The sequence below is a fragment of the Streptomyces sp. NPDC048278 genome (assembly GCF_040652195.1).
Taxonomy (GTDB): Bacteria; Actinomycetota; Actinomycetes; order Streptomycetales; family Streptomycetaceae; genus Streptomyces.
In genome coordinates, this window is record NZ_JBEZLP010000025.1 from 24,808 (window position 1) to 45,502 (window position 20,695).

General features: G+C 71.0%; 18 protein-coding genes. 14 read left to right on the forward strand and 4 right to left on the reverse strand.

What is annotated here, in order from left to right:
- Window positions 1–7: 7 nt before the first annotated feature.
- Window positions 8–1,879, reverse strand: a complete 1,872-nt coding sequence (locus AB0D74_RS34030; RefSeq protein ID WP_362595546.1) for an ABC transporter substrate-binding protein — start codon at window positions 1,877–1,879, stop codon at window positions 8–10.
- Between the two features lie 321 nt (window positions 1,880–2,200).
- Here AB0D74_RS34030 and AB0D74_RS34035 point away from each other — a divergent pair, with 321 nt between their 5' ends.
- The 5 genes from AB0D74_RS34035 to AB0D74_RS34055 are packed head-to-tail and all read left to right on the forward strand — an operon-like array spanning window position 2,201 to window position 7,772.
- Entirely contained in the window at window positions 2,201–3,832 is a 1,632-nt protein-coding gene (locus AB0D74_RS34035) for an ABC transporter substrate-binding protein (protein ID WP_362595548.1), read from the forward strand.
- 6 nt (window positions 3,833–3,838) lie between these two features.
- Window positions 3,839–4,762: an ABC transporter permease gene (locus AB0D74_RS34040; protein WP_362595550.1), complete on the forward strand. Its 924-nt coding sequence runs from the start codon at window positions 3,839–3,841 to the stop codon at window positions 4,760–4,762.
- Window positions 4,755–5,735 (forward strand): ABC transporter permease, encoded by a 981-nt coding sequence (locus AB0D74_RS34045; protein WP_362595552.1) that lies wholly within the window; start codon window positions 4,755–4,757, stop codon window positions 5,733–5,735. Before AB0D74_RS34040 ends, AB0D74_RS34045 begins: the two co-directional genes overlap by 8 nt.
- Before the next feature lie 8 nt (window positions 5,736–5,743).
- Window positions 5,744–6,718, forward strand: coding sequence for an ABC transporter ATP-binding protein (locus AB0D74_RS34050; RefSeq protein ID WP_362595767.1), 975 nt, complete (start codon window positions 5,744–5,746; stop codon window positions 6,716–6,718).
- Window positions 6,711–7,772 carry a dipeptide ABC transporter ATP-binding protein gene (locus tag AB0D74_RS34055; RefSeq protein ID WP_362595554.1) on the forward strand — a complete coding sequence of 354 codons (1,062 nt, stop codon included), beginning with the start codon at window positions 6,711–6,713 and terminating at the stop codon, window positions 7,770–7,772. The genes AB0D74_RS34050 and AB0D74_RS34055 overlap by 8 nt, the downstream gene beginning before the upstream one ends.
- A 229-nt stretch (window positions 7,773–8,001) precedes the next feature.
- Here the strand turns inward: AB0D74_RS34055 and AB0D74_RS34060 are convergent, their stop codons facing one another.
- Window positions 8,002–10,122 (reverse strand): prolyl oligopeptidase family serine peptidase, encoded by a 2,121-nt coding sequence (locus AB0D74_RS34060; RefSeq protein WP_362595556.1) that lies wholly within the window; start codon window positions 10,120–10,122, stop codon window positions 8,002–8,004.
- Between the two features lie 202 nt (window positions 10,123–10,324).
- Here AB0D74_RS34060 and AB0D74_RS34065 point away from each other — a divergent pair, with 202 nt between their 5' ends.
- From AB0D74_RS34065 to AB0D74_RS34100, 8 genes are all read left to right on the forward strand, one after another.
- On the forward strand, window positions 10,325–10,519 hold the full coding sequence (locus AB0D74_RS34065; RefSeq protein ID WP_089098958.1) for a hypothetical protein: 195 nt from the start codon (window positions 10,325–10,327) through the stop codon (window positions 10,517–10,519).
- Window positions 10,520–10,590: 71 nt separating this feature from the next.
- Complete coding sequence (mshB, locus tag AB0D74_RS34070) at window positions 10,591–11,457, forward strand: N-acetyl-1-D-myo-inositol-2-amino-2-deoxy-alpha-D-glucopyranoside deacetylase (protein WP_362595558.1); 867 nt, start codon at window positions 10,591–10,593, stop codon at window positions 11,455–11,457.
- Window positions 11,454–11,870 carry a DUF6113 family protein gene (locus AB0D74_RS34075; RefSeq protein WP_362595560.1) on the forward strand — a complete coding sequence of 139 codons (417 nt, stop codon included), beginning with the start codon at window positions 11,454–11,456 and terminating at the stop codon, window positions 11,868–11,870. The genes mshB and AB0D74_RS34075 overlap by 4 nt, the downstream gene beginning before the upstream one ends.
- Window positions 11,871–12,026: 156 nt before the next feature.
- Window positions 12,027–14,456: a hypothetical protein gene (locus tag AB0D74_RS34080; protein ID WP_362595562.1), complete on the forward strand. Its 2,430-nt coding sequence runs from the start codon at window positions 12,027–12,029 to the stop codon at window positions 14,454–14,456.
- Between the two features lie 135 nt (window positions 14,457–14,591).
- The gene (locus AB0D74_RS34085) at window positions 14,592–15,560 is read left to right on the forward strand and encodes an ABC transporter ATP-binding protein (RefSeq protein ID WP_362595564.1); all 969 of its coding nucleotides are present in this window, start codon (window positions 14,592–14,594) and stop codon (window positions 15,558–15,560) included.
- On the forward strand, window positions 15,557–16,297 hold the full coding sequence (locus AB0D74_RS34090; RefSeq protein WP_089098953.1) for an ABC transporter permease: 741 nt from the start codon (window positions 15,557–15,559) through the stop codon (window positions 16,295–16,297). Before AB0D74_RS34085 ends, AB0D74_RS34090 begins: the two co-directional genes overlap by 4 nt.
- 5 nt (window positions 16,298–16,302) lie before the next feature.
- Window positions 16,303–17,502, forward strand: coding sequence for a histidine kinase (locus AB0D74_RS34095; protein ID WP_362595769.1), 1,200 nt, complete (start codon window positions 16,303–16,305; stop codon window positions 17,500–17,502).
- Window positions 17,499–18,113 (forward strand): response regulator transcription factor, encoded by a 615-nt coding sequence (locus AB0D74_RS34100; RefSeq protein WP_362595567.1) that lies wholly within the window; start codon window positions 17,499–17,501, stop codon window positions 18,111–18,113. Before AB0D74_RS34095 ends, AB0D74_RS34100 begins: the two co-directional genes overlap by 4 nt.
- Window positions 18,114–18,169: 56 nt before the next feature.
- Here the strand turns inward: AB0D74_RS34100 and AB0D74_RS34105 are convergent, their stop codons facing one another.
- Window positions 18,170–19,045 (reverse strand): transglutaminase-like domain-containing protein, encoded by an 876-nt coding sequence (locus AB0D74_RS34105; RefSeq protein ID WP_362595569.1) that lies wholly within the window; start codon window positions 19,043–19,045, stop codon window positions 18,170–18,172.
- 50 nt (window positions 19,046–19,095) lie between these two features.
- Window positions 19,096–20,106, reverse strand: coding sequence for a GNAT family N-acetyltransferase (locus AB0D74_RS34110; protein ID WP_362595571.1), 1,011 nt, complete (start codon window positions 20,104–20,106; stop codon window positions 19,096–19,098).
- A gap of 140 nt (window positions 20,107–20,246) precedes the next feature.
- Here AB0D74_RS34110 and fdxA point away from each other — a divergent pair, with 140 nt between their 5' ends.
- Window positions 20,247–20,567 carry a ferredoxin gene (gene fdxA, locus AB0D74_RS34115; RefSeq protein ID WP_079659886.1) on the forward strand — a complete coding sequence of 107 codons (321 nt, stop codon included), beginning with the start codon at window positions 20,247–20,249 and terminating at the stop codon, window positions 20,565–20,567.
- Window positions 20,568–20,695 lie beyond the last annotated feature (128 nt).

The window sequence follows — 20,695 nt, forward strand, 5'->3', positions numbered from 1 at the left end:
GGACCGCCTACTCGCGGTCGTCGGCGCCGGCGCGCCGGCGGACGGCGACGAACACGGCGGCCCCGGCGAGGACCACGACACCCGCGACGATCCCGGCGACCACCCCGGTCGAGGAGCCCCCCGAGGAGCCGCCCCCGTCGGCCGGGACCGCCGACCACCAGCTCCAGTAGCCGTCCTGACCGTAGATGTTGCCGGCGGCCCTGGGCATCGTCTCGATCGACTTGATCTGGTCGGTGCGGTACGCCTCGACGGCGTTCGGGTACGCCATGACGTTCATGTACCCCAGGTCGTACAGGCGTGACTCCAGCTGTTTGACGAGCGTCGCCCGTCTGGCCGAGTCGTACTCGGTGAGCTGCTGGGCGTACAGGTCGTCGTACGTCCTGTCGCAGACGAAGTTGTCGGTCGCGCCGGTGTCCTTCGGGGTGGCGGGCAGGGCCGCACAGGTGTGGATGGACAGGACGAAGTCCGGGTCGGGGTTGACCGACCAGCCGTCGAAGGCAAGGTCGTACTTGCCGGCCAGCCAGGGGTCGGTGACGTTGTCCAGGCAGTCCAGCGTCATGCCGATGCCGAGCTTGCCCCACCATTCCTTGAGGTACTGGCCGACGGCCTTGTCGTTCGGGTCGGTGGCGTGGCACAGGACGCGGTAGTTCAGCGGCCTGCCGTCCTTGCCGGTCCGCTTGCCGTCGCCGTTCTTCCGGTAGCCGGCCTGGTCGAGGAGCTGGGCGGCCTTGGCGGGGTCGTAGGCGAGCTCCTGGCTCGCGGACGGCTTCCAGAAGTACGTCGAGAAGCGCGGCGGGATGTAGCCCTGGCCCTCGACGGCCTGGCCCTGGAAGACCTTGTCGACGAGGGTCTTGCGGTCCACGGCCATGAACAGCGCGTGCCGCACCCGCTCGTCGAGCAGGGAGGGGTCGCCGTCGCCGAACTTCTGGCCGTTCCTCGCCCTGGCGCCCGGGTTGGTGGCGAGGGCGTAGAAGCGGCGGCCGGGGCCTTCGTTGACGTGGATGTCCTTCTCGCCCTTGAGGGAGGCGGCCTGGGCCGGTGTCAGGGCCGGCTGGCCGGCGACGAAGGAGACCTCGCCCTTGCGCAGGGCGGCCACGGCGGCGTCCTGGTCCTTGTAGTACTTGAAGACCAGCTCGTCGAACTTGGGCGCCCCGCGCCAGAAGCCCTTGTTGGCCTTCAGCCGCACATAGCTGTCCGCCTTGTAGTCGGTGAGGACGAACGGTCCGTCGCCGACGATGGGGAAGGTCCTGTCGTTGGTGAACTTCGAGAAGTCCGTGACGTTCTTCCAGATGTGCTCGGGCACGATCGGTACGTCCAGGGCGGTCATCGTCGCCTGCGGCTTCTTCAGCCGGATGACCAGCCGGGTGGCGCTCGGGGCCGTGACCTCGCGGAAGTTGGTGACGAAGCTGCCGTTCGCGGTGGCGGCCTCCTGGTCGGTCATCAGCTTGCGGAAGGTCCAGGCCGCGTCCTGGGCGGTCACCTGCTGCCCGTCCGACCACTTCGCGTCGGACCGGATCGTGTACGTCCAGGTGAGCTTGTCGGCGGAGGGCTTCCAGCTGGTGGCGAGGCCCGGGACCGGGTGCGCGTCCGCGGGGTCGTAGTCGGTGAGGTACTCGTACGTCAGCCGCAGGATGCTGGTGCTGACCAGCCGCACCGCCAGGAAGGGGCTCAGCGAGTCGACGCTCTGGGCGACCGCGACGGTGAGGGTCTTCTCCCCCTGGGCCGCCTCGGCCTGTCGCGGCGCCGGGTCGAGCGGGGTCGCGAGGCCGGCCGAGAGGAGCAGAGCGGCGGCGCCGGCGGTCGCCACGAGCCGGGGTGCGCGGGATCGCGGGGTTCTCGGAGGTAAACGCCTGGTGCCGTGCTGGCCTTCAGTGCTCATGGTGGTGACCTCGCGTCATCGCTCGCACAGGGACGGCTTGTCAGGGCTTCGGGGCCGGGTCCTGCCTGGCGAAGCCGGCGGGGTGATGAGTGTGTCTATCAGCGGTTCTCCCCGCCCGTCAACGGCGCGTGAATCAAGCGTGGCCTGCGGAAACGGCGCGTTGACGAGCTTGCGGCAGCCATTGGTCGAGACCTCTGAAGCGCTCCTGGTAGAGCCCTGAAGCGGTGGGCTGCCCCGCAAACGGATGTACCGAATGAGCGCTATGTCGTATATATCCGGATAGTGTGCGGTGACGGACGGGCATTCCTGAGGAGGCACTCCATGCGCGGAGCCACGCACGCCGGACAGGCCGCTTGCGCGGTTGCCGTAGCACTCGCCGCCACGGCCTGCGGGGGCGGTGGCGGCAGCGGGGGCGGCGGGGGCGAGAGCGGTGTGCTCAGCTCATCCTGGGGTGACCCGCAGAACCCCCTGGAGCCGGCCAACACCAACGAGGTCCAGGGCGGCAAGGTCCTGGACATGATCTTCCGGGGTCTGAAGAAGTACGACCCGAAGACCGGCAAGGCCGAGGACATGCTCGCCCAGAAGATCGACACGAGCGACTCGCAGAACTTCACGGTCACGCTGAAGGACGGCTGGACGTTCAGCAACGGCGAGAAGGTCACCGCCAAGTCGTTCGTCGACGCGTGGAACTACGGGGCGAGCCTCAAGAACAACCAGAAGAACGCCTACTTCTTCGGCTACATCCAGGGTTACGACAAGGTCCACCCGGACACCGGCTCCCAGACCGCCGACACCTTGAGCGGACTCAAGGTCGTCGACGACAAGACCTTCACCGTCGCGCTCAACCAGAAGTTCTCCAGCTTCCCCGACACCCTCGGCTACGCGGCCTTCGCGCCGCTGCCGCAGTCCTTCTTCACCGACCACGCCGGCTGGCTGGCGCAGCCGGTCGGCGACGGGCCGTACCGCATCGGGTCCTACACCAAGGGCTCGCAGATGTCCCTGAAGAAGTGGGACGGCTATCCCGGCGCCGACAAGGCGCAGAACGACGGAGTGGTCCTCAAGGTCTACACGGACAGCGACACCGCCTACACCGACCTCATCGCCGGCAACCTCGACCTCGTCGACGACGTTCCCGCGTCGCAGCTGAAGAACGTCAAGAACGATCTCGGCAGCCGCTACATCAACACCCCGGCCGGCATCATCCAGACGCTCGCCTTCCCCTACTACGACAGCGCCTGGAGCAGGAGCGGAGCGGAGAAGGTCCGCACCGGCCTGTCCATGGCGATCAACCGGAAGCAGATCACCGACACCATCTTCCAGAACACGCGCACCCCGGCCACCGACTGGACCTCGCCGGTGCTCGGTGCGGAGGGCGGCTTCAAGGAAGGGCTGTGCGGGAGCGCCTGCGACTACGACCCCGCCCAGGCCAAGAAGCTCGTCCAGGAGGGCGGGGGGCTGCCCGGCGGCCAGCTCAAGATCACGTACAACGCCGACACCGGCTCGCACAGGATGTGGGTGGACGCCGTGTGCAACTCCATCAACAACGCACTCGGCAACGACAAGGCGTGCGTCGGGAATCCGGTGGGCACTTTCGCCGACTTCCGCAACCAGATCGGGCAGCACAAGATGACCGGGCCGTTCCGCGCGGGCTGGCAGATGGACTACCCGCTCATCCAGAACTTCCTCCAGCCGCTCTACTACACCAACGCCTCCTCCAACGACGGCAAGTGGTCCAACAAGGACTTCGACAAGCTCGTCGACCAGGCCAACGCCGAGACCGACACCGCCAAGGCCGTGTCCACCTTCCAGCAGGCCGAGGGGGTCGTCCGCGACAACATGGCCGCCATTCCGCTCTGGTACCAGAACGGCAGCGCCGGCTACTCCGAGCGGCTGTCGAACGTCGCCCTCAACCCGTTCAGCGTCCCCGTCTACAACGAGATCAAGGTCAGCTGAACCGGCATGGGGCGCTATGTCGTCCGGCGGCTGCTCCAGATGATCCCGGTGTTCGTCGGGGCCACGCTGCTGATCTTCCTCATGGTCAACGTGATGGGCGATCCGATCGCCGGGCTGTGCGGTGAGCGCGCCTGCGACCCGGCGACCGCCGCCCAGCTGAAGAAGGAGTTCGGACTCGACAAGCCGGTGTGGCAGCAATACCTCACCTACATGGGGAACGTCTTCACCGGCGACTTCGGTACGGCGTTCAACGGGCAGCCGGTCACCGAGCTGATGTCCACCGCGTTCCCCGTCACCATCCGGCTGACGATCGTGGCGATCGTCCTCGAAATCGTCATCGGCATCACGCTGGGTGTGGTGACCGGACTGCGGCGCGGACGCCCCGTCGACACCGGAGTGCTGCTGGCCACCCTGGTCGTCATCTCCGTACCGACCTTCGTCACCGGTCTGCTGCTCCAGCTGCTGCTGGGCGTGGAGTGGGGATGGATCAAACCCTCCGTCTCCCCGGAGGCCACCTTCGGCGAGCTGATCGTGCCGGGACTGGTGCTCGCCTCGGTGTCGCTCGCCTATGTCACCCGGCTGACCCGGACCTCCATCGCCGAGAACAAGCGGAGCGACTACGTCCGTACGGCTGTCGCCAAGGGCCTGCCCCGCCGCCGGGTCGTCACCAGGCACCTGCTGCGCAACTCGCTCATCCCCGTCGTCACCTTCATCGGCACCGACATCGGCGCGCTGATGGGCGGCGCGATCGTCACCGAGCGGATCTTCAACATCCACGGCGTCGGCTACCAGCTCTACCAGGGCATCCTGCGGCAGAACACCCAGACGGTCGTGGGGTTCGTGACCGTGCTGGTCCTGGTGTTCCTGGTGGCCAACCTCCTGGTGGACCTGCTCTACGCCGTACTCGACCCGAGGATCCGCTATGCCTGAGCAGCCGTTCGATCAGGACCGGGCCATCGCGGGGACCGGTGCGGGCGGGGCGATGGACCTGGCGGCGAGCGAGGCGCAGACGCTGGAACGGACGCCGGGGGGACCGCTCGGCACCGGCCCGGCGGGCAGGCCGCGCTCCCTGTGGTCCGACGCCTGGCGGGACCTGCGGCGCAACCCGGTCTTCCTCGTCTCCGCCCTCGTCATCGTCTTCCTCGTCGTCATCTCCCTGTGGCCGTCCCTGATCGCCTCCGGCTCCCCCCTCAAGTGCGACCTCGCCAAGGCCCAGGAGGGCTCCCAGCCGGGCGCCCCCTTCGGCTACGACGGGCAGGGCTGCAACGTCTACACGCGGACCGTCTACGGCGCCCGTACGTCCGTCACGGTGGGCGTCTGCGCCACGCTCGGGGTCGCGCTGCTCGGGTCGGTGCTCGGCGGGCTCGCCGGGTTCTTCGGCGGGGTCTGGGACTCGGTGCTGTCCCGGATCACCGACGTCTTCTTCGCGATCCCGGTCGTCCTCGGCGGTCTCGTCCTCCTCTCGGTGGTGACCAGCAACACGGTCTGGCCGGTCATCGGGTTCATGGTGCTGCTCGGCTGGCCCCAGATCTCCCGGATCGCCCGCGGCTCGGTGATCACCGCCAAACAGAACGACTACGTCCAGGCCGCCCGCGCCCTCGGCGCCTCCAACTCCCGGATCCTGCTGCGGCACATCGCACCCAACGCGGTGGCCCCCGTGATCGTCGTCGCGACCATCGCCCTCGGCACCTACATCGCCCTGGAGGCGACCCTGTCGTACCTCGGCGTCGGTCTGAAGCCGCCCAGCGTCTCCTGGGGCATCGACATCTCCGCCGCCTCGCCCTACATCCGCAACGCCCCGCACGCGCTGCTGTGGCCCTCCGGGGCCCTCGCGCTCACCGTCCTGGCCTTCATCATGCTCGGCGACGCGGTGCGCGACGCCCTCGACCCGAAGCTGAGGTGAGCGCCGCCGTGCTGCTCGAAGTGCGCGACCTGCACGTGGAGTTCCGGACCAGGGACGGGGTCGCCAAGGCGGTCAACGGCGTCTCCTACGCCGTCGACGAGGGGGAGACGCTGGCCGTGCTGGGCGAGTCGGGGTCCGGGAAGTCGGTGACCGCCCAGGCCGTGATGGGGATCCTGGACACGCCGCCCGGGCGGATCGGCGGCGGCGAGATCCTCTTCCGGGGCCGCGACCTGCTGAAGCTGAAGGAGGAGGAGAGGCGCAGGATCCGGGGCGCCGAGATGGCGATGATCTTCCAGGACGCGTTGTCGGCGCTCAACCCGGTGCTGAGCGTGGGCGACCAGCTCGGCGAGATGTTCGTCGTGCACCGCGGGATGTCCAGGAAGGACGCGCGGGCCAGGGCCGTCGAGCTGATGGACCGGGTGCGGATCCCGGCCGCCGCCCAGCGGGTGCGGGACTATCCGCACCAGTTCTCCGGGGGCATGCGCCAGCGCATCATGATCGCCATGGCGCTGGCCCTGGAACCGGCGCTCATCATCGCCGACGAGCCGACGACGGCATTGGACGTGACCGTCCAGGCCCAGGTCATGGACCTGCTCGCCGAGTTGCAGCGCGAGTACCACATGGGGCTGATCCTCATCACCCACGACCTGGGGGTGGTCGCGGACGTCGCCGACCGGATCGCCGTGATGTACGCGGGACGGATCGTAGAGTCCGCGCCCGTGCACGCCATCTACAAGTCGCCCGCCCACCCCTACACACGCGGGCTCCTCGACTCGATCCCGCGCCTGGACCAGAAGGGGCAGGAGCTCTACGCCATCAAGGGCCTGCCGCCCAACCTGATGAACATCCCGCCGGGATGCGCCTTCAACCCGCGCTGCCCGATGGCCCAGGACGTGTGCCGTACCGACGAGCCGCCGCTGTACGAGGTGGATCAGCACCGGGGCAGCGCCTGCCACTTCTGGAGGGAGTGCCTCAATGGTTGAGAGGGTGGTTGAGCCGATCCTGGAAGTGAGTGGACTGGTCAAGTACTACCCCTTGACCCAAGGCATCTTGATCAAGAAACAGATCGGTGCCGTCAAGGCCGTTGACGGTGTTGACTTCACGCTCAACAAAGGAGAGACGCTCGGCATCGTCGGGGAGTCCGGCTGCGGCAAGTCGACGGTCGCCAAGATGCTCGTCAACCTAGAGCGGCCGACGGCGGGGTCGATCAAGTACAAGGGCGACGACATCACCAGGTTGAGCGGGCGGGCGCTCAAAACCGTCCGCCGCAACATCCAGATGGTCTTCCAGGACCCGTACACCTCGCTCAACCCCAGGATGACCGTCGGCGACATCATCGGGGAGCCCTACGAGATCCATCCGGAGGCGGCCCCCAAGGGCGACCGGCGCAGGCGGGTCCAGGAGCTGCTGGACGTCGTGGGTCTCAACCCCGAGTACATCAACCGCTATCCGCACCAGTTCTCCGGAGGCCAGCGGCAGCGCATCGGCATCGCGCGCGGGCTGGCGCTGCGGCCCGAGGTGATCGTCGCCGACGAACCGGTGTCCGCGCTCGACGTCTCCGTGCAGGCCCAGGTGATCAACCTGCTCGACCGGCTCCAGAACGACTTCGACCTGTCGTACGTCTTCATCGCCCACGACCTGTCGATCGTGCGGCACATCTCGGACCGGGTCGGGGTGATGTACCTCGGGCGGATCGTGGAGATCGGCAAGGACGAGGAGATCTACGACCACCCGACCCACCCCTACACCCAGGCCCTGCTCTCCGCGGTGCCGGTACCGGACCCCGAGGCGCGGGAGCACCGGGAGCGGATCATCCTGAGCGGGGACGTGCCGTCGCCGACGAACATTCCGTCGGGGTGCCGGTTCCGCACGAGGTGCTGGAAGGCCGAGGAGCGGTGCGCGGTCGAGGTGCCGGAACTCGCGGTGCCCGCGGCTTTCCGGCTGGTGCCGGGGCCGGCTGCGCACGACTCCGCCTGCCACTTCGCGGAGGAGAAGCGGGTGGTGCCGCCGGACGATCTTGGTAATGGGGGTGCATAGCGGGGCATTTGCGGGTCAATCGCGTTAACACGCAGGCAACTTCACTGACCCGGTCTCGATATACGGACGGGTCACTCTAATGAGCGTACGGCCGTGCGGGTGCCGTAAACGGGCCGGGATGCGCCATGTCATCCCGGCCCGTTGCCGTGTGCGGGTGCGTGGGGGCTGGTCGCGCAGTTCCTCCCCCAGCCTTCGGCCGGGGGCACCCCCAGCGCCCCTTTGGGGCGCGTTACGCCAGGCCCAGTGACCTCTTCAGGAAGTCCAGCTGGAGCAGCAGCAGGTTCTCTGCCACCTGTTCCTGGGGGGTCATGTGGGTGACGCCCGACAGGGGCAGGACCTCGTGCGGGCGGCCCGCGGCGAGCAGGGCCGAGGACAGGCGCAGCGAGTGGGCCACGACCACGTTGTCGTCGGCGAGACCGTGGATGATCATCATGGGCCGGTGCGGTTCGGCCGCCTCGGTCAGACCCTCGTCGTCGATGACCGAGTTGCGGCGGTAGACCTCCGGCTGCTCGCCGGGGTGGCCGAGGTAGCGCTCCTGGTAGTGGGTGTCGTACAGGCGCAGGTCGGTCACCGGGGCGCCGACCACCGCCGCGTGGAAGACGTCGGGACGGCGCAGGGCCGCGAGGGCGGCGAGGTAGCCGCCGAAGGACCAGCCGCGGATCGCCACCCTGGTCAGGTCGAGGGGGAAGTCGGCGGCGAGCGCCTGGAGGGCGTCGACCTGGTCCTGGAGGACGATCGCCGCGACGTCGTCCCTGAGGGACTTCTCCCAGGCGGGGGAGCGGCCCGGGGTGCCCCGGCCGTCGGCGACGATCACCGCGAAGCCCTGGTCGGCGAACCACTGCGAGGTGAGGTGGGCGTTGTGCGCGGCGACCACGCGCTGGCCGTGCGGACCCCCGTAGGGGTCGAGCAAAACCGGAAGGGGAGTGTTCCCGTCGTAGTCCTGTGGCATAAGCACGGCGCACGGAATTCGACGTGCGCCCCCCTCGGTGAGCGTCACGCGCGGGGACAAACCGGGGTCTTCGGCGTATGACGTGACAGTGGCCAGGAGCTTGCCGTCATGCAGTACCTGGGCGCGGCTCCCCGGGCGGTCCAGAGTGGCGGAGACCAGTACGGTCACGCCCCCGGCGCGCACCGCCGTATGCACGCCGGGCTCCTGCGACACGCGCTCCACGCCGAGCTCGTTCACGCGGTAGACGTGGATCTCGCCGATCTCGGGGGACTCGGCCTCCTCGCCGGCGGACGCGGAGACCAGCACGTCGTCGGCGGTCACGTCGAGAACCGCACGGACGTGCAACTGGGGTCCTGTGAGCGGCCGTTCACCCACCGCGAGCACCCGGGCGCCGCCCTCGTCGGCGATCCGGACCAGCTGTCCGGAGGGGCTCCAGCAGGGCACTCCACCGAAAAGTTCAAGCCATGTTGGATCTTCGTCGGCGTGCACCATCCGGGTCGCCCCCGACCCCGGGTCGACGGCCAGGAACAGCTGGCTGCGCTGGTCGCGCGCCTGTACGAGCAGCAGCGGTGCACCCGCCTCTGACCAGTGCACATGCGCCACATACGGATAGCGTGCCCGGTCCCAGGAGACCTCCGTGCGCTCCCCGTCGAGGCCCTGGACGAAGAGGCGTACGTCCGCGTTCGGGGTGCCCGCCGCCGGGTAGGCGACATGATGTGGCTCACGCCCCGGGTGGGCGGGGTCGGCGATCCACCACCGCTGTACCGGCGTGTCGTCCACGCGCGCCACGAGCAGCCGGTCGGACTCCGGCGCCCACCAGAAGCCGCGCGAACGCCCCATCTCCTCGGCCGCGATGAACTCGGCCAATCCGTAGGTGACCTGTTCCGACTCCGGCTCCGCGAGCGCCCGGTCGCCCTCGCCCTCGGCGCCCACCACGCGCAGGGCGCCCGCCGCGACGTACGCGACATGGCGGCCGTCGGGGGAGGGGCGCGGGTCGATCACCGGACCGGGGACGGTGAGTTCGCGTGCCGTGCCGGCCCTGAGCTCGGCCGTGAAAAGCCGTCCTGACAAGGCGAAAGACGCCAACTCCACAGCGGCGTCGGTGGCGTAGCCGACGATGCCGGCACCGCCCTCCCGGCTGCGTTCGCGACGGGCCCGCTCCTGGGGCGAGAGGTGCTCCTCGGCACCGCCGAGCAGGGTGCGCGGGTCCGCCGCGAGGCGCTCCTCGCCGCTCGGTACGTCAAGGAGCCAGAGGGAGTTGGCGCGGTCGGTGCCGGAACCGGAGCGCAGAAACGCCACGCGGGAGCCGTCGGGGGCCACGGTGAACGCGCGCGGCGCGCCGAGCGTGAAACGCTGGGTGCGGGCGTGCCGGCGGGGGAATGAGACAGCCTCGGTCGTCATCCCCCGACCATATTGGCCATGCGCCCCCTTGTGCGGCCGTGCGCCGAGCGATGCGCGAGCACGCATAGTTATGATCACTACCGCTGAGTGGGTATGAACCTGCTGGCATGCGCATGGATTTGCTGTACCGAGCTACAACCTGATCTACAACCCCCATAGTCCGAACCCCCCGCGTCCCTGGGATCTTTGGAGGTGAGCCGCCGTGGCACTCTCGATTTCGGCGGTGGTGCTGCTGGCGATCATCGTCTTCTTGTTGATCAAGAAGTCAGGTCTGAAAGGCGGTCATGCGGTCGTCTGCATGCTGCTCGGTTTCTATCTCGCCTCCTCGACCATCGCGCCGACGATCAGCGATCTGACGACGAACGTCGCCAGCATGATCGGCAGCATCAAGTTCTGACCCCGACCACTTTCCGCACCGGTCGACCGGGGCTGCGCGGCACTGTCGGTGTCGTTTCGTAGGGTGGGCACATGACGGAACTGCCCTCCCGGCGTCTGTTGCTCGTGCACGCGCACCCGGACGACGAGTCGATCAACAACGGCGCCACCATGGCTCGCTACGCGGCCCACGGTGCCCATGTGACGCTGGTCACCTGCACCCTCGGCGAGGGCGGCGAGGTCATCCCGCCCGAGCTGCGGCATCTCACCGGCCCCGCCCTGGGCGAGTACCGGCTGGGCGAGCTCGGCGCCGCCATGCGCGAGCTCGGCGTCGGCGACTTCCGGCTGCTCGGCGGCCCCGGCCGCTACCGCGACTCCGGCATGATGGGCGTGCCCGACAACGACGCGCCCGACTGCTTCTGGCGGGCGGACGTCGACGAGGCCGCCGGACACCTGGCCGAGGTGATCCTGGAGATCCGCCCCCAGGTCCTCGTCACCTACGACGACAACGGCGGGTACGGCCATCCGGACCACATCCAGGCCCACCGCGTCGCCATGAGAGCCGTCGAGCTCGCGGCCGAGGCCGGCCACCGCATCCCCAAGGTCTACTGGAACCGCGTCCCGCGCACCGTCGCCGAGGCCGCCTTCGCCGGGCTCCGGGACGACCTGCCGGAGCTGCCCTTCGCCAAGTCCGCCGCCGTCGACGACGTGCCGGGCGTGGTCGACGACCGCCGGGTCACCACCGAGGTCGACGGCACCCCGTACGCCGCCGCGAAGGCCGCCGCGATGGCCGCCCACGCCACCCAGGTCGAGGTGGCACCGCACGGCGCCCGCTACTTCGCGCTCTCCAACGAGCTGGCCCAGCCCCTGTTCACCACGGAGTTCTACGAGTTGGCGGGCGGCGAGCCGGGCGCGGCGCGCGAGACCGATCTCTTCGCCGGCCTCGGGGAGGCGTCATGAGTTCCGGTGGACGCGGGTCGATGCTCGCGCAGCCCTTGCAGGCGCCCTCCGCGGGGCGGGTCGCGGCCCTCGTCGGGCTGGTCCTGCTCGGGGCCGTGGTCGGTGCCGCGGGCGCCCTCGTGCAGGCCGGCTGGTTCCCGGGCGGGCTGCTGCTCGCCCTGGCCGGCGCCGCCGGGGTCTTCCTCGGTGGTGCCCGGGCCGTGGCGAGCCGCTCGGGGGCCGTCGCGCCCGCGTTCGGCTGGGTCGTCGCCGTCATCTTCCTCACCGCCAGCAGACCGGAGGGCGACTTCCTGTTCGGCGCGGGCGGCGGCTCGTACCTTTTCCTGCTCGGCGGCATGGCGTTGGCTGTGATCTGCGCCACAATAGGTTTGGGGCGGCAACCTGAAGCGGGCGGCGCCCGACTTGGCAAGTGACGTACCACTTCGCCGTGGGGCGCCCGTGCGAGTCCGGTGTGGGTTTCCCCAGCGGTCATGGGATAAGCGTCAGAAGTGGCCAGTATGGTGGTGCGCGCCGCCGAGCCGCCCCAGCAAGGTCGTCACGGGCGGTGGAGCCAACCGGGAGAACCTGCCTTGAGTCGTGAAACTGACACTCCGTCCTCCGGGCCCGACGGGCGCGGCGGATCCGCATACCCCTCGGGCACGCCGCCGTACGGGACCCCCATGGCTTCCGACGACGGTACGGACGCGGCCCGTTCGGCCGCGCGGCCGGAGGAACGCAAGACCGAGACCACGCTGACGACCCGGATCCGGATCAACATCCCCGGTTCCCGGCCGATTCCGCCCGTGGTCGTCCGCACCCCGGTCGCGGACGTCGAGGGCGGCACGGCCGCCCCGGGCATGAGCGGTACGGCCGAGGAGACGGGCACGCACGCGCGGCCGGCGGGCGCCGCCATGCCCAGCGGCAACGCCGAGCCGCCCGCCGCCGAACCGGCGCCCGCGCCCACCACCGACTGGTTCGCGCCACGCAAGTCCGGCCCCGCCAAGGGCGGACAGCGCGCCGGCGCCGCCAACGCGGCGGGTGCACCCGGCGGTTCGCCCGCTGCCTCACCGAACGCTTCGGGTGCGGCGCGTCCGAACGGCGGCGGCGCCCCCCGCTCCGGCGCCGCGAACGGCGGCCGTCCCGGCGGTGTCGTCGGCTCCATGAGCGCGCCGGGCGCGTCCCGGCCCGGCGGGACCAACGGGGCGGGGCTGCCCACGGGTGCGACCGGCGGCCCGGTGGCCCCCGGCCACGGCGGTGGCACCGGCTCCTTCGACGTGACCGAGGCGCTCGCCGCGGGCCCGCTCGGCGGCTCCCGCGGCGGCGCGGCGAACGGCGGCCCGGTGAACGGCGGCTCGGCGAACGGCGGCGACGCCCGCCGCGACGACCTGCCCTACTTCTCCGACAACGGCGGCCAGGGCGGCCCCGGCCTGCCCGGCGGCGGCCCGGCCGGTCCCGGCGGCCCCAGCGGCTTCAGCGGACCTGGCGGTCCCGGCGGCCTCGGCGGCCCGCAGGGCCCGGCGGGCCCCACCGGCGGCCCGGTCACCGGCGACGGCCCGTTCGTCCCGCCGGCCAACGGCGGCGCGCCCTTCGCCGGCCAGACCGGCCCGGGTGGTCCGGGTGGCCCCGGTGGTCCGAACGGCGCGGCAGGCGGAGCCTTCAGCGGCGGTGAGTCCTTCGGCGGCCAGAGCGTCCCGAGCGGTCAGAGCGGCCCCGCGGGCCCCGGCGGTCCCCGCGCCCGTGGCGCCGGCGCCCAGGCCAGGCCCGGAGCCCGCACCGCGCCCGGCGGCCCCGGCCTGCCCGGCGGCGGTCTGAGCGACGACACCGCGATCCTCACCCCGCAGAAGCCCGCCCCCGAACCGGGCATGCCCGGCTACGGCTTCCCGGCGGGCTCCCCGGCCGACAACGTCTCCGGGCACACCGTCACCAGCGGCATCCCGGTCGTACCGCCGGGCGCGGGCTCCCCGTTCGCACCGGGCGCGCCCACCGACGGGCCGCAGCCGCACACGCCCCCGAAGCTGCCCGAGCCGGTCTCGCCGCCCCCGGCCGAGGCCAAGGGCAAGGGCAAGGCGAAGGCCAAGAAGAAGCGCGGCAAGCTGCCGCTGCTCGGCGGCGTCGTGGTGGTCGCGGGCGTCGGCGTCTACGGCGCCGGGCTGCTCATGAACCACTCCGACGTGCCCAAGGGCACCACCGTGCTCGGCGTCGACATCGGCGGCGGCACCCGCGACGACGCCGTCAAGAAGCTCGACGACGCGTTCGGCAAGAATGTGAACAAGCCGCTGAAGCTGTCCGTCGCCGGCAAAACGGTCTCGCTGCCGCCGGACCAGGCGGGCCTCCAGTTCGACTTGCAGAACACCGTCGAGGCGGCGGCCAAGAGCGACTACAACCCGGTCTCCGTGATCGGTTCCCTGTTCGGCCAGAAGCGGGTCGTCGCCCCCGTCATGCCGGTCGACGAGGAGAAGCTCCAGGCCGCCCTCAAGGACCTCGGCGGCAGCTCCGGCTCGGTCACCGAGGGCACGATCAAGTTCACCTCCGGCAAGGCCGTCGCGGTCTACGGCAAGGCGGGCAAGGGCATCGACGCGGCCGGCTCCACGACGGAGATCGAGCAGGCGTACAAGACGATGGTCGAGACCGGCACCGCCTCCGCGGTGAGCGTACCGACGACCACCCAGCAGCCGACGGTCACCAACGCCGAGGTCGACCGCGAGATGAAGGCGTTCGCGGAGCCGGCGATGTCGGCCCTGGTCACGGTCAAGGCCGACACGGGCACCCCGGTGTCGTTCAGCCCGCAGAACTCCCTGTGGAAGTTCCTCCGGGTGAAGGCCGTCAACGGCAAGCTCGTCGACAGCCCCGACCTGAACGCGCTCAAGGAGCTCTACGGCGGCGCCTTCGACGGGGTCAAGATCACCCGCGCCACCGGCGGTAAGACGGCCGTCACCCCGCAGGACGTCTACGTCGCCCTGCGCCAGGCCCTGCTGAGCAAGACCAACCGGGTCGGCATCATCGAGACGAACCCCAGCTGACGCCCGACGAAGGGGCGCCCGGTGCTCACCGGGCGCCCCTTCGCGCATGTCAGGCGCTGCGCATGACATCTGTCATGCGGCTCTCCGGACGGTCGGCACTGCCCCCGGACAGGGGCTCGCGGTCAGCATGGAGGCATGACAACGACAGCGGCGACGACGGCCACCGGGACCCCGGTGGTGGTCGGGTTCGACCAAGTGAGCAAGACCTACGGGAACGTGCGGGCCGTCGACGGGCTCTCGCTGCGGCTGCACCCGGGGGAGACCGTGGCCCTGCTCGGGCCGAACGGCGCCGGCAAGTCCACCACGCTCGACCTGCTGCTCGGCCTCAAGCAGGCCGACGCCGGCACGGTGAGCGTGTTCGGCCTGAGCCCGCGCGAGGCCATCGTCGCCGGACGCGTGGGCGCGATGCTGCAGAGCGGCGGCCTGATGGACGAGGTCACGGTCGCCGAACTCGTCACGCTCGCCTGCCGGCTGCACCCCAAGCCCTACAAGGTCACCGACGTCCTCGCCCGCGCGGGCATCTCGCAGATCGCCGACCGCAAGGTCAACAAGCTTTCCGGCGGCCAGTCCCAGCGTGTCCGCTTCGCCCTCGCCACCGCAGGCGACAGCGACCTGATCGTCCTGGACGAGCCGACCACCGGCATGGACGTCTCCGCCCGCCAGGCGTTCTGGGCCACCATGCGCGAACAGGCCGACCAGGGGCGGACCGTCCTGTTCGCCACCCACTACCTCGAAGAGGCCGACGCCATCGCCGACCGGGTGCTGGTGCTGCACCGGGGACGGCTGCTCGCCGACGGCACGGCCGCCGAGATCAAGGCGAAGGCCGGCGCCCGGCGGATCTCCTTCGACCTGGAGGGCGAGATCGACGAGGCCCCGCTGCGGGCGCTGCCCTTCCTCACCGCCGTCACTGTGTCGAAGAGCGGCTCCGCCGCGGGGAGCGGCCAGACCGTCCGCATGCAGTCGTCCGACGCCGACGCCACCGTCCACGCCCTGTACGGCCTCGGTGTCTACCCCCGCAACCTCGAAGTCGCCGGGCTCGGCCTGGAACAGGCTTTCGTCGCCATCACGGAGGCCGAAGAGGCCAAGGAGGCCCCGCAGTCGTGAACGCCCTGATCAAGCTGGAACTCGCCCGCGCCCTGCGCAACCGCAAGTTCCTGTTCTTCTCGGTGATCTACCCCTCGATCATCTTCCTGCTGGTCGCCAGCCAGGGCGGCACCGGCGCGACCGTCGACAACTCCGGCCTGTCCGTCGCCGCCTACGTCATGGTGTCGATGGCCTCCTTCGGCGCCCTCACCGCCGTCCTGATGGGCAACAGCGAACGCATCGCCAAGGAGCGCGAGAGCGGCTGGGTACGGCAGCTGCGCCTGACCACGCTGCCCGGCCGCGGCTACGTCCTCGCCAAGACCGCCAGCGCGGCCGTGGTGAGCCTGCCGTCCATCGTGGTCGTCTTCCTGGTCGCCGCCTCCGTGAAGCACGTACGCCTCGACGCCTGGCAGTGGTTCGCGCTCACCGGCGCGATCTGGGCCGGCAGCCTGGTCTTCGCCGCGCTCGGCGTCGCCATCGGGTATCTGGCGAGCGGCGACGCGGTCCGCCCGATCACGATGATCACCTACTTCGGCCTGTCGATCCTCGGCGGCCTGTGGTGGCCCTCCTCGTCCTTCCCGACCTGGCTCCAGGACATCGCGAAGTGGCTGCCCACGCACGCGTACGCTGCCCTGGGACGGGCCATCGAACAGAGCCAGGCCCCGAAAGCCCAGGACATCGCCATCCTCGTCGTCTTCTTCGCCCTGTTCGTCGGCGGCGCGGCCTGGCTGTACCGGAAGGACACGCTGAAGGCGTGAGCACGATGACGGAAGACCTGCGGTCCGGAGACGAAGCCCGGGCGGACCGGCTGGTGCGGATCGGCCGGCCGCCGCGCAACCGGCCCGAGGCGCTGCGCAAGCTGGTGTGGGTCCTGCCGTGGCTGGTCTTCCTCGCCTCCCCGGTGGACGACCTGTCCTCCGGCCACCACGGCACCGGCGCCACGGTGGCCGGCTGGGTGGGGCTGACGGCCTTCGTCGGCATCTACCTGGCCATCGTCTTCCGCCAGATGGGCCGGCCCTTCCGCGGCGGGATCGTCACCGTCGCGGTCGCTGTGCAGTGGACGCTCGCGGTCGTCCTGGCCTTCAGCCTCGGCAGCTCCTGGCTCGGCCTGTTCGTGTACGTCTCCGTGATGTGCGGGGTCACCTTCCCGCTCCGCGTCGCCTACTGGACGATCCCGCTGACCACCACCGCGATGATGCTGGCCGGCTGGCACGCCCACAACCTGGACGAGGCCTGGGGCCTGTTCCTGGTGGTGCTCCTGGTCGGCTACTCCATGACCGGCATCCGGCAACTCGTCGCCACCACCATCGAGTTGCGCAAGGCCCGTGCCACCGTCGCGCAACTGGCCGCCAACGAGGAGCGGTTGCGCCTCGCCCGCGACCTGCACGACCTGCTGGGCCACTCGCTCTCCCTGATCACCCTGAAGAGCGAGCTGGCCGGCCGGATGCTCCCCGACCACCCCGACAAGGCGGCCCAGCAGGTCTCCGACATCGAACAGGTCAGCCGCCAGGCCCTGGTGGACGTCCGCGAGGCGGTCACCGGCTACCGGCGGCCCCGGCTCGCGGCCGAACTCGCCGGTGCCCAGGTCGCCCTGACCGCCGCCGCGGTCACCGCCGAGGTCCCCGCCGAACCCGACCTCGCCGGGGTGTCCGACGACGGCGAGGCGGCCCTCGCCTGGGCGCTGCGCGAGGCGATCACCAACGTCGTACGGCACAGCGGCGCGAGCGCCTGCGCGGTGGAGCTGCTGCGCCGCCAGACCCTGGACGGCCCGGTCCTCGAACTCGCCGTGGAGGACAACGGGTCGGGCGGCTCCGGCAAGGGTCCCGGCAACGGGCTCACCGGACTCACCGAGCGGCTGGAGAAGGCGGGCGGCACCCTGGAGGCGGGCCGCCTGAAGCACGGTTTCCGGCTGGTCGCCCGGGTCCCGCTGAGCTCCGGAAGGGCCGTAGGATCCGGGGCATGAGCAGTACGATCAAGGTCCTCCTCGCCGAGGACCAGTCGATGGTCCGTGAGGCGCTCGCCGCCCTGCTGGGCCTGGAGGACGACATCGAGGTCGTCGCCCAAGTGGCCCGCGGCGACGAGGTGCTGGCCGCGGCGCAGGCGAACGACATCGACGTGGCCCTGCTCGACATCGAGATGCCGGGCTGCACGGGCATCGAGGCGGCGGCCCAGCTGCACAAGGCGCTGCCGACGGTGCGACTGGTCGTCCTCACCACCTTCGGCCGCCCCGGCTACCTCCGCAGCGCGATGGAGGCGGGCGCCGACGCGTTCCTCGTCAAGGACGCCCCCGCCGCCCAGCTCGCCGAGGCCGTCCGCAAGGTCCTCGCCGGCGAACGCGTCATCGACCCCACCCTCGCGGCGGCGGCCCTCGCCGAGGGCGCCAACCCCCTGACCGACCGCGAACGCGAGGTCCTGCGGGCGGCGGCCGACGGCTCCACCAACGCCGAACTGGCAGCGGCGCTGCACCTCTCCCAGGGGACGGTACGCAACTACCTCTCGACGGCCATCCAGAAGCTCGCGGTACGGAACAGGGCCGAAGCGGTCCGCATCGCACGGGAGAAGGGCTGGCTGTAGGGGAGCGTCCCCCCCAGAGACCTCACCGGAAGCCTCCAAGCCCCCCGGAAGCCCGCTCAGTTCAGCCGGGCCCGTGCCGCCCGTGCCTCCCCCCGTACCTTCTCCGCCGCCGCCTCGTCGACCACGTCGATCAGCCCCGCGTACTTCTCCAACTCCTCGGCGCCGTCGGTGAACTCGCCCCGTTCCACCAGCAACCGCGCCCGCTCGTACCGCAGTCGCGCCGGATGCGACGGCAGCAGCAGGGACAGGTCGACCGCCCACAGCCCCACGTCCGACCGCTCGGGGCGGGCCGCCGCCCACGCCCGTACGTTGTTCAGGATCCGCCGTACGACGTCGAGGGGGTCGGCCGGCTCCAGCATCGCCGGTTCCAGCGGCACCCCCGCCGCCCCGACCACCAGCAGCTCCGCGTCCGACCCGGTCAGCACCCGCCCCCCGTCGAACGGATCGGCCAGCACCTGCTCCTCGGCCGCCCCGAACCCGACCACGAAGTGCCCCGGCAGCGCGACCCCGTACACCGGCGCCCCCGCCCGCCGCGTGACCTCCAGCCACACCACGGAGAGCAGGATCGGCAGCCCGCGCCGCCGCCGCAGCACCTCGTGCAGCAGCGAGGACTCCAGCCGCTGGTAGTCCCCGGCGGTGCCCCGGAAACCGAACCGTTCGCCCAGCACCCGGTGCGCCGCCGCGGCCCACGCGTGCGGCCCGCCCGGCCGGTACGGCAGCTGCCCGGCCAGCCGGTCCAGCTCCATCTGCGCCGCGTCGATCCCCGCCTCGTCCAGGGAGCCGTCGCCCGCCGCGCCCAGCAGCAGGCAGAGCGTGGCCGGATCGGGCCGCTCGGACCGCGCCTCCGCGGCGAACCGCCGCCGTACCTCGGCGGCCCGCTCCGACGACGGCGGACGTGGACGGTGATGTGGATGCGGTTGACCGGAAGCCATAGCTGTCTCGTGCCCCTTCGGAATGATCGGTACCGCCCCGGCGGCCGGATTCAGGAGCCGTCCGCCTCCGGTGCCCGGTAGTGGTGGTACGCGTGGTGCACCGCGAAGCCCAGCCGCCCGTACAGCGCCAGCGCCCCCGCGTTGTCCGTCTCCACCTGCAACCAGGCCGCCGACGCGCCCTCCGCCAGCGCCCGGCGGGCGAGCGCGGCCATCACCTCGGTGGCCAGCCCCTGCCGCCGCAGCCCCGGATCCACCTCGACGGCGGCGAACCCGGCCCACCGGCCGTCCACCACCAGCCGCCCGATCGCCGCCGGGGCACCCCCCTCGGCCCCCGGCACGGTGGCGAACCACACCGAAGGACCGCCCCCCAGTACCTTCAGCGCAACCTCGCTCACCCCCTTGCGCTGGTACCGCGCCAGCCAGTCATCGCCGGCCTTCCGGGAGAGCAGCACCCCGGCCCCCTCCGCCCGGTCCGCCACGGGCGCCAGCCCCCCGACCCACAGCTCGGCACTCACCTCACGCAGCCACCCGCGCCGCTCCAGCTCCGCGCAGAGCAGCTCCTGGGTGCCCTCGGCGCCGGTCGCGGTCTGCACGTACGCGGGCAGCCCCCGTGCGCCGTACCACTGCCGTACGGCCGCCAGCGCCGCGTCCAGCGGCAGCCCGGGATCACCGAGCGGCAGCACGCTGTTCGCCCGCCGGGTGAACCCTGCGGCGGCCCGCAGCTCCCACGCGCCGAGCCGCTCGCTCTCCACCGGCCGCCAGCCGCGGGCGGCGACACGCGCGAGCTCCTGATAGGTCGCGGCGGGTCCCCGGCGGCGCGCCGGAGCGGCCGGTACCACCTTCGCCGCCACCAGCGCGGACTCCGGTATCCGGACGGTTCCGCCGTCCCGCCGTGTGATCGTCAGCATGCCGTCGTCGTCCCATGATGTGAGAACACCCACCGTGTCGGTGAACTTCTCCCCGGTGACACCATTTCCGGCCAAACGGCGCACTGACACCCGTTTGCCCACGTCAGCAGCGGTGATACGGACCTCGAAGCGTCCTGCGGCAGAGATTTCCACTGGTCAGTTCACCCCTCCTGTTCGGATCATGCCCAGGAACGGAGATACTAGGGGCGGGCATCGACGACGCCGCGCTCCCGCGCGCCAGGCGGCGGAGCCTACGGAGGCCCGCCGGCGCCCATTCGAGGAGGAACGACAGCGTGACCTACGTCATCGCGCAGCCTTGTGTCGACGTGAAGGACAAGGCGTGCATCGAGGAGTGCCCGGTCGACTGCATCTACGAGGGCCAGCGGTCCTTGTACATCCACCCGGACGAATGCGTCGACTGTGGTGCCTGTGAGCCGGTCTGCCCGGTCGAGGCGATCTTCTACGAGGACGACACTCCGGAGGAGTGGAAGGACTACTACAAGGCCAACGTCGAGTTCTTCGACGACCTCGGCTCCCCGGGCGGCGCCAGCAAGCTGGGCCTGATCGAGCGCGACCACCCGTTCGTCGCCGCGCTGCCCCCGCAGGCCGAGTAGTCCCCACCGGCGGCCCGCCGCAACACCGTGCCGCCTCGGTCCCGTACGGCCTGATCACGTCCGATCGGCGCCCTACGGGACCGAGGCGTTTGCCGTACCGGCCGCCGTCGGCCGTACCGGTCGTACCG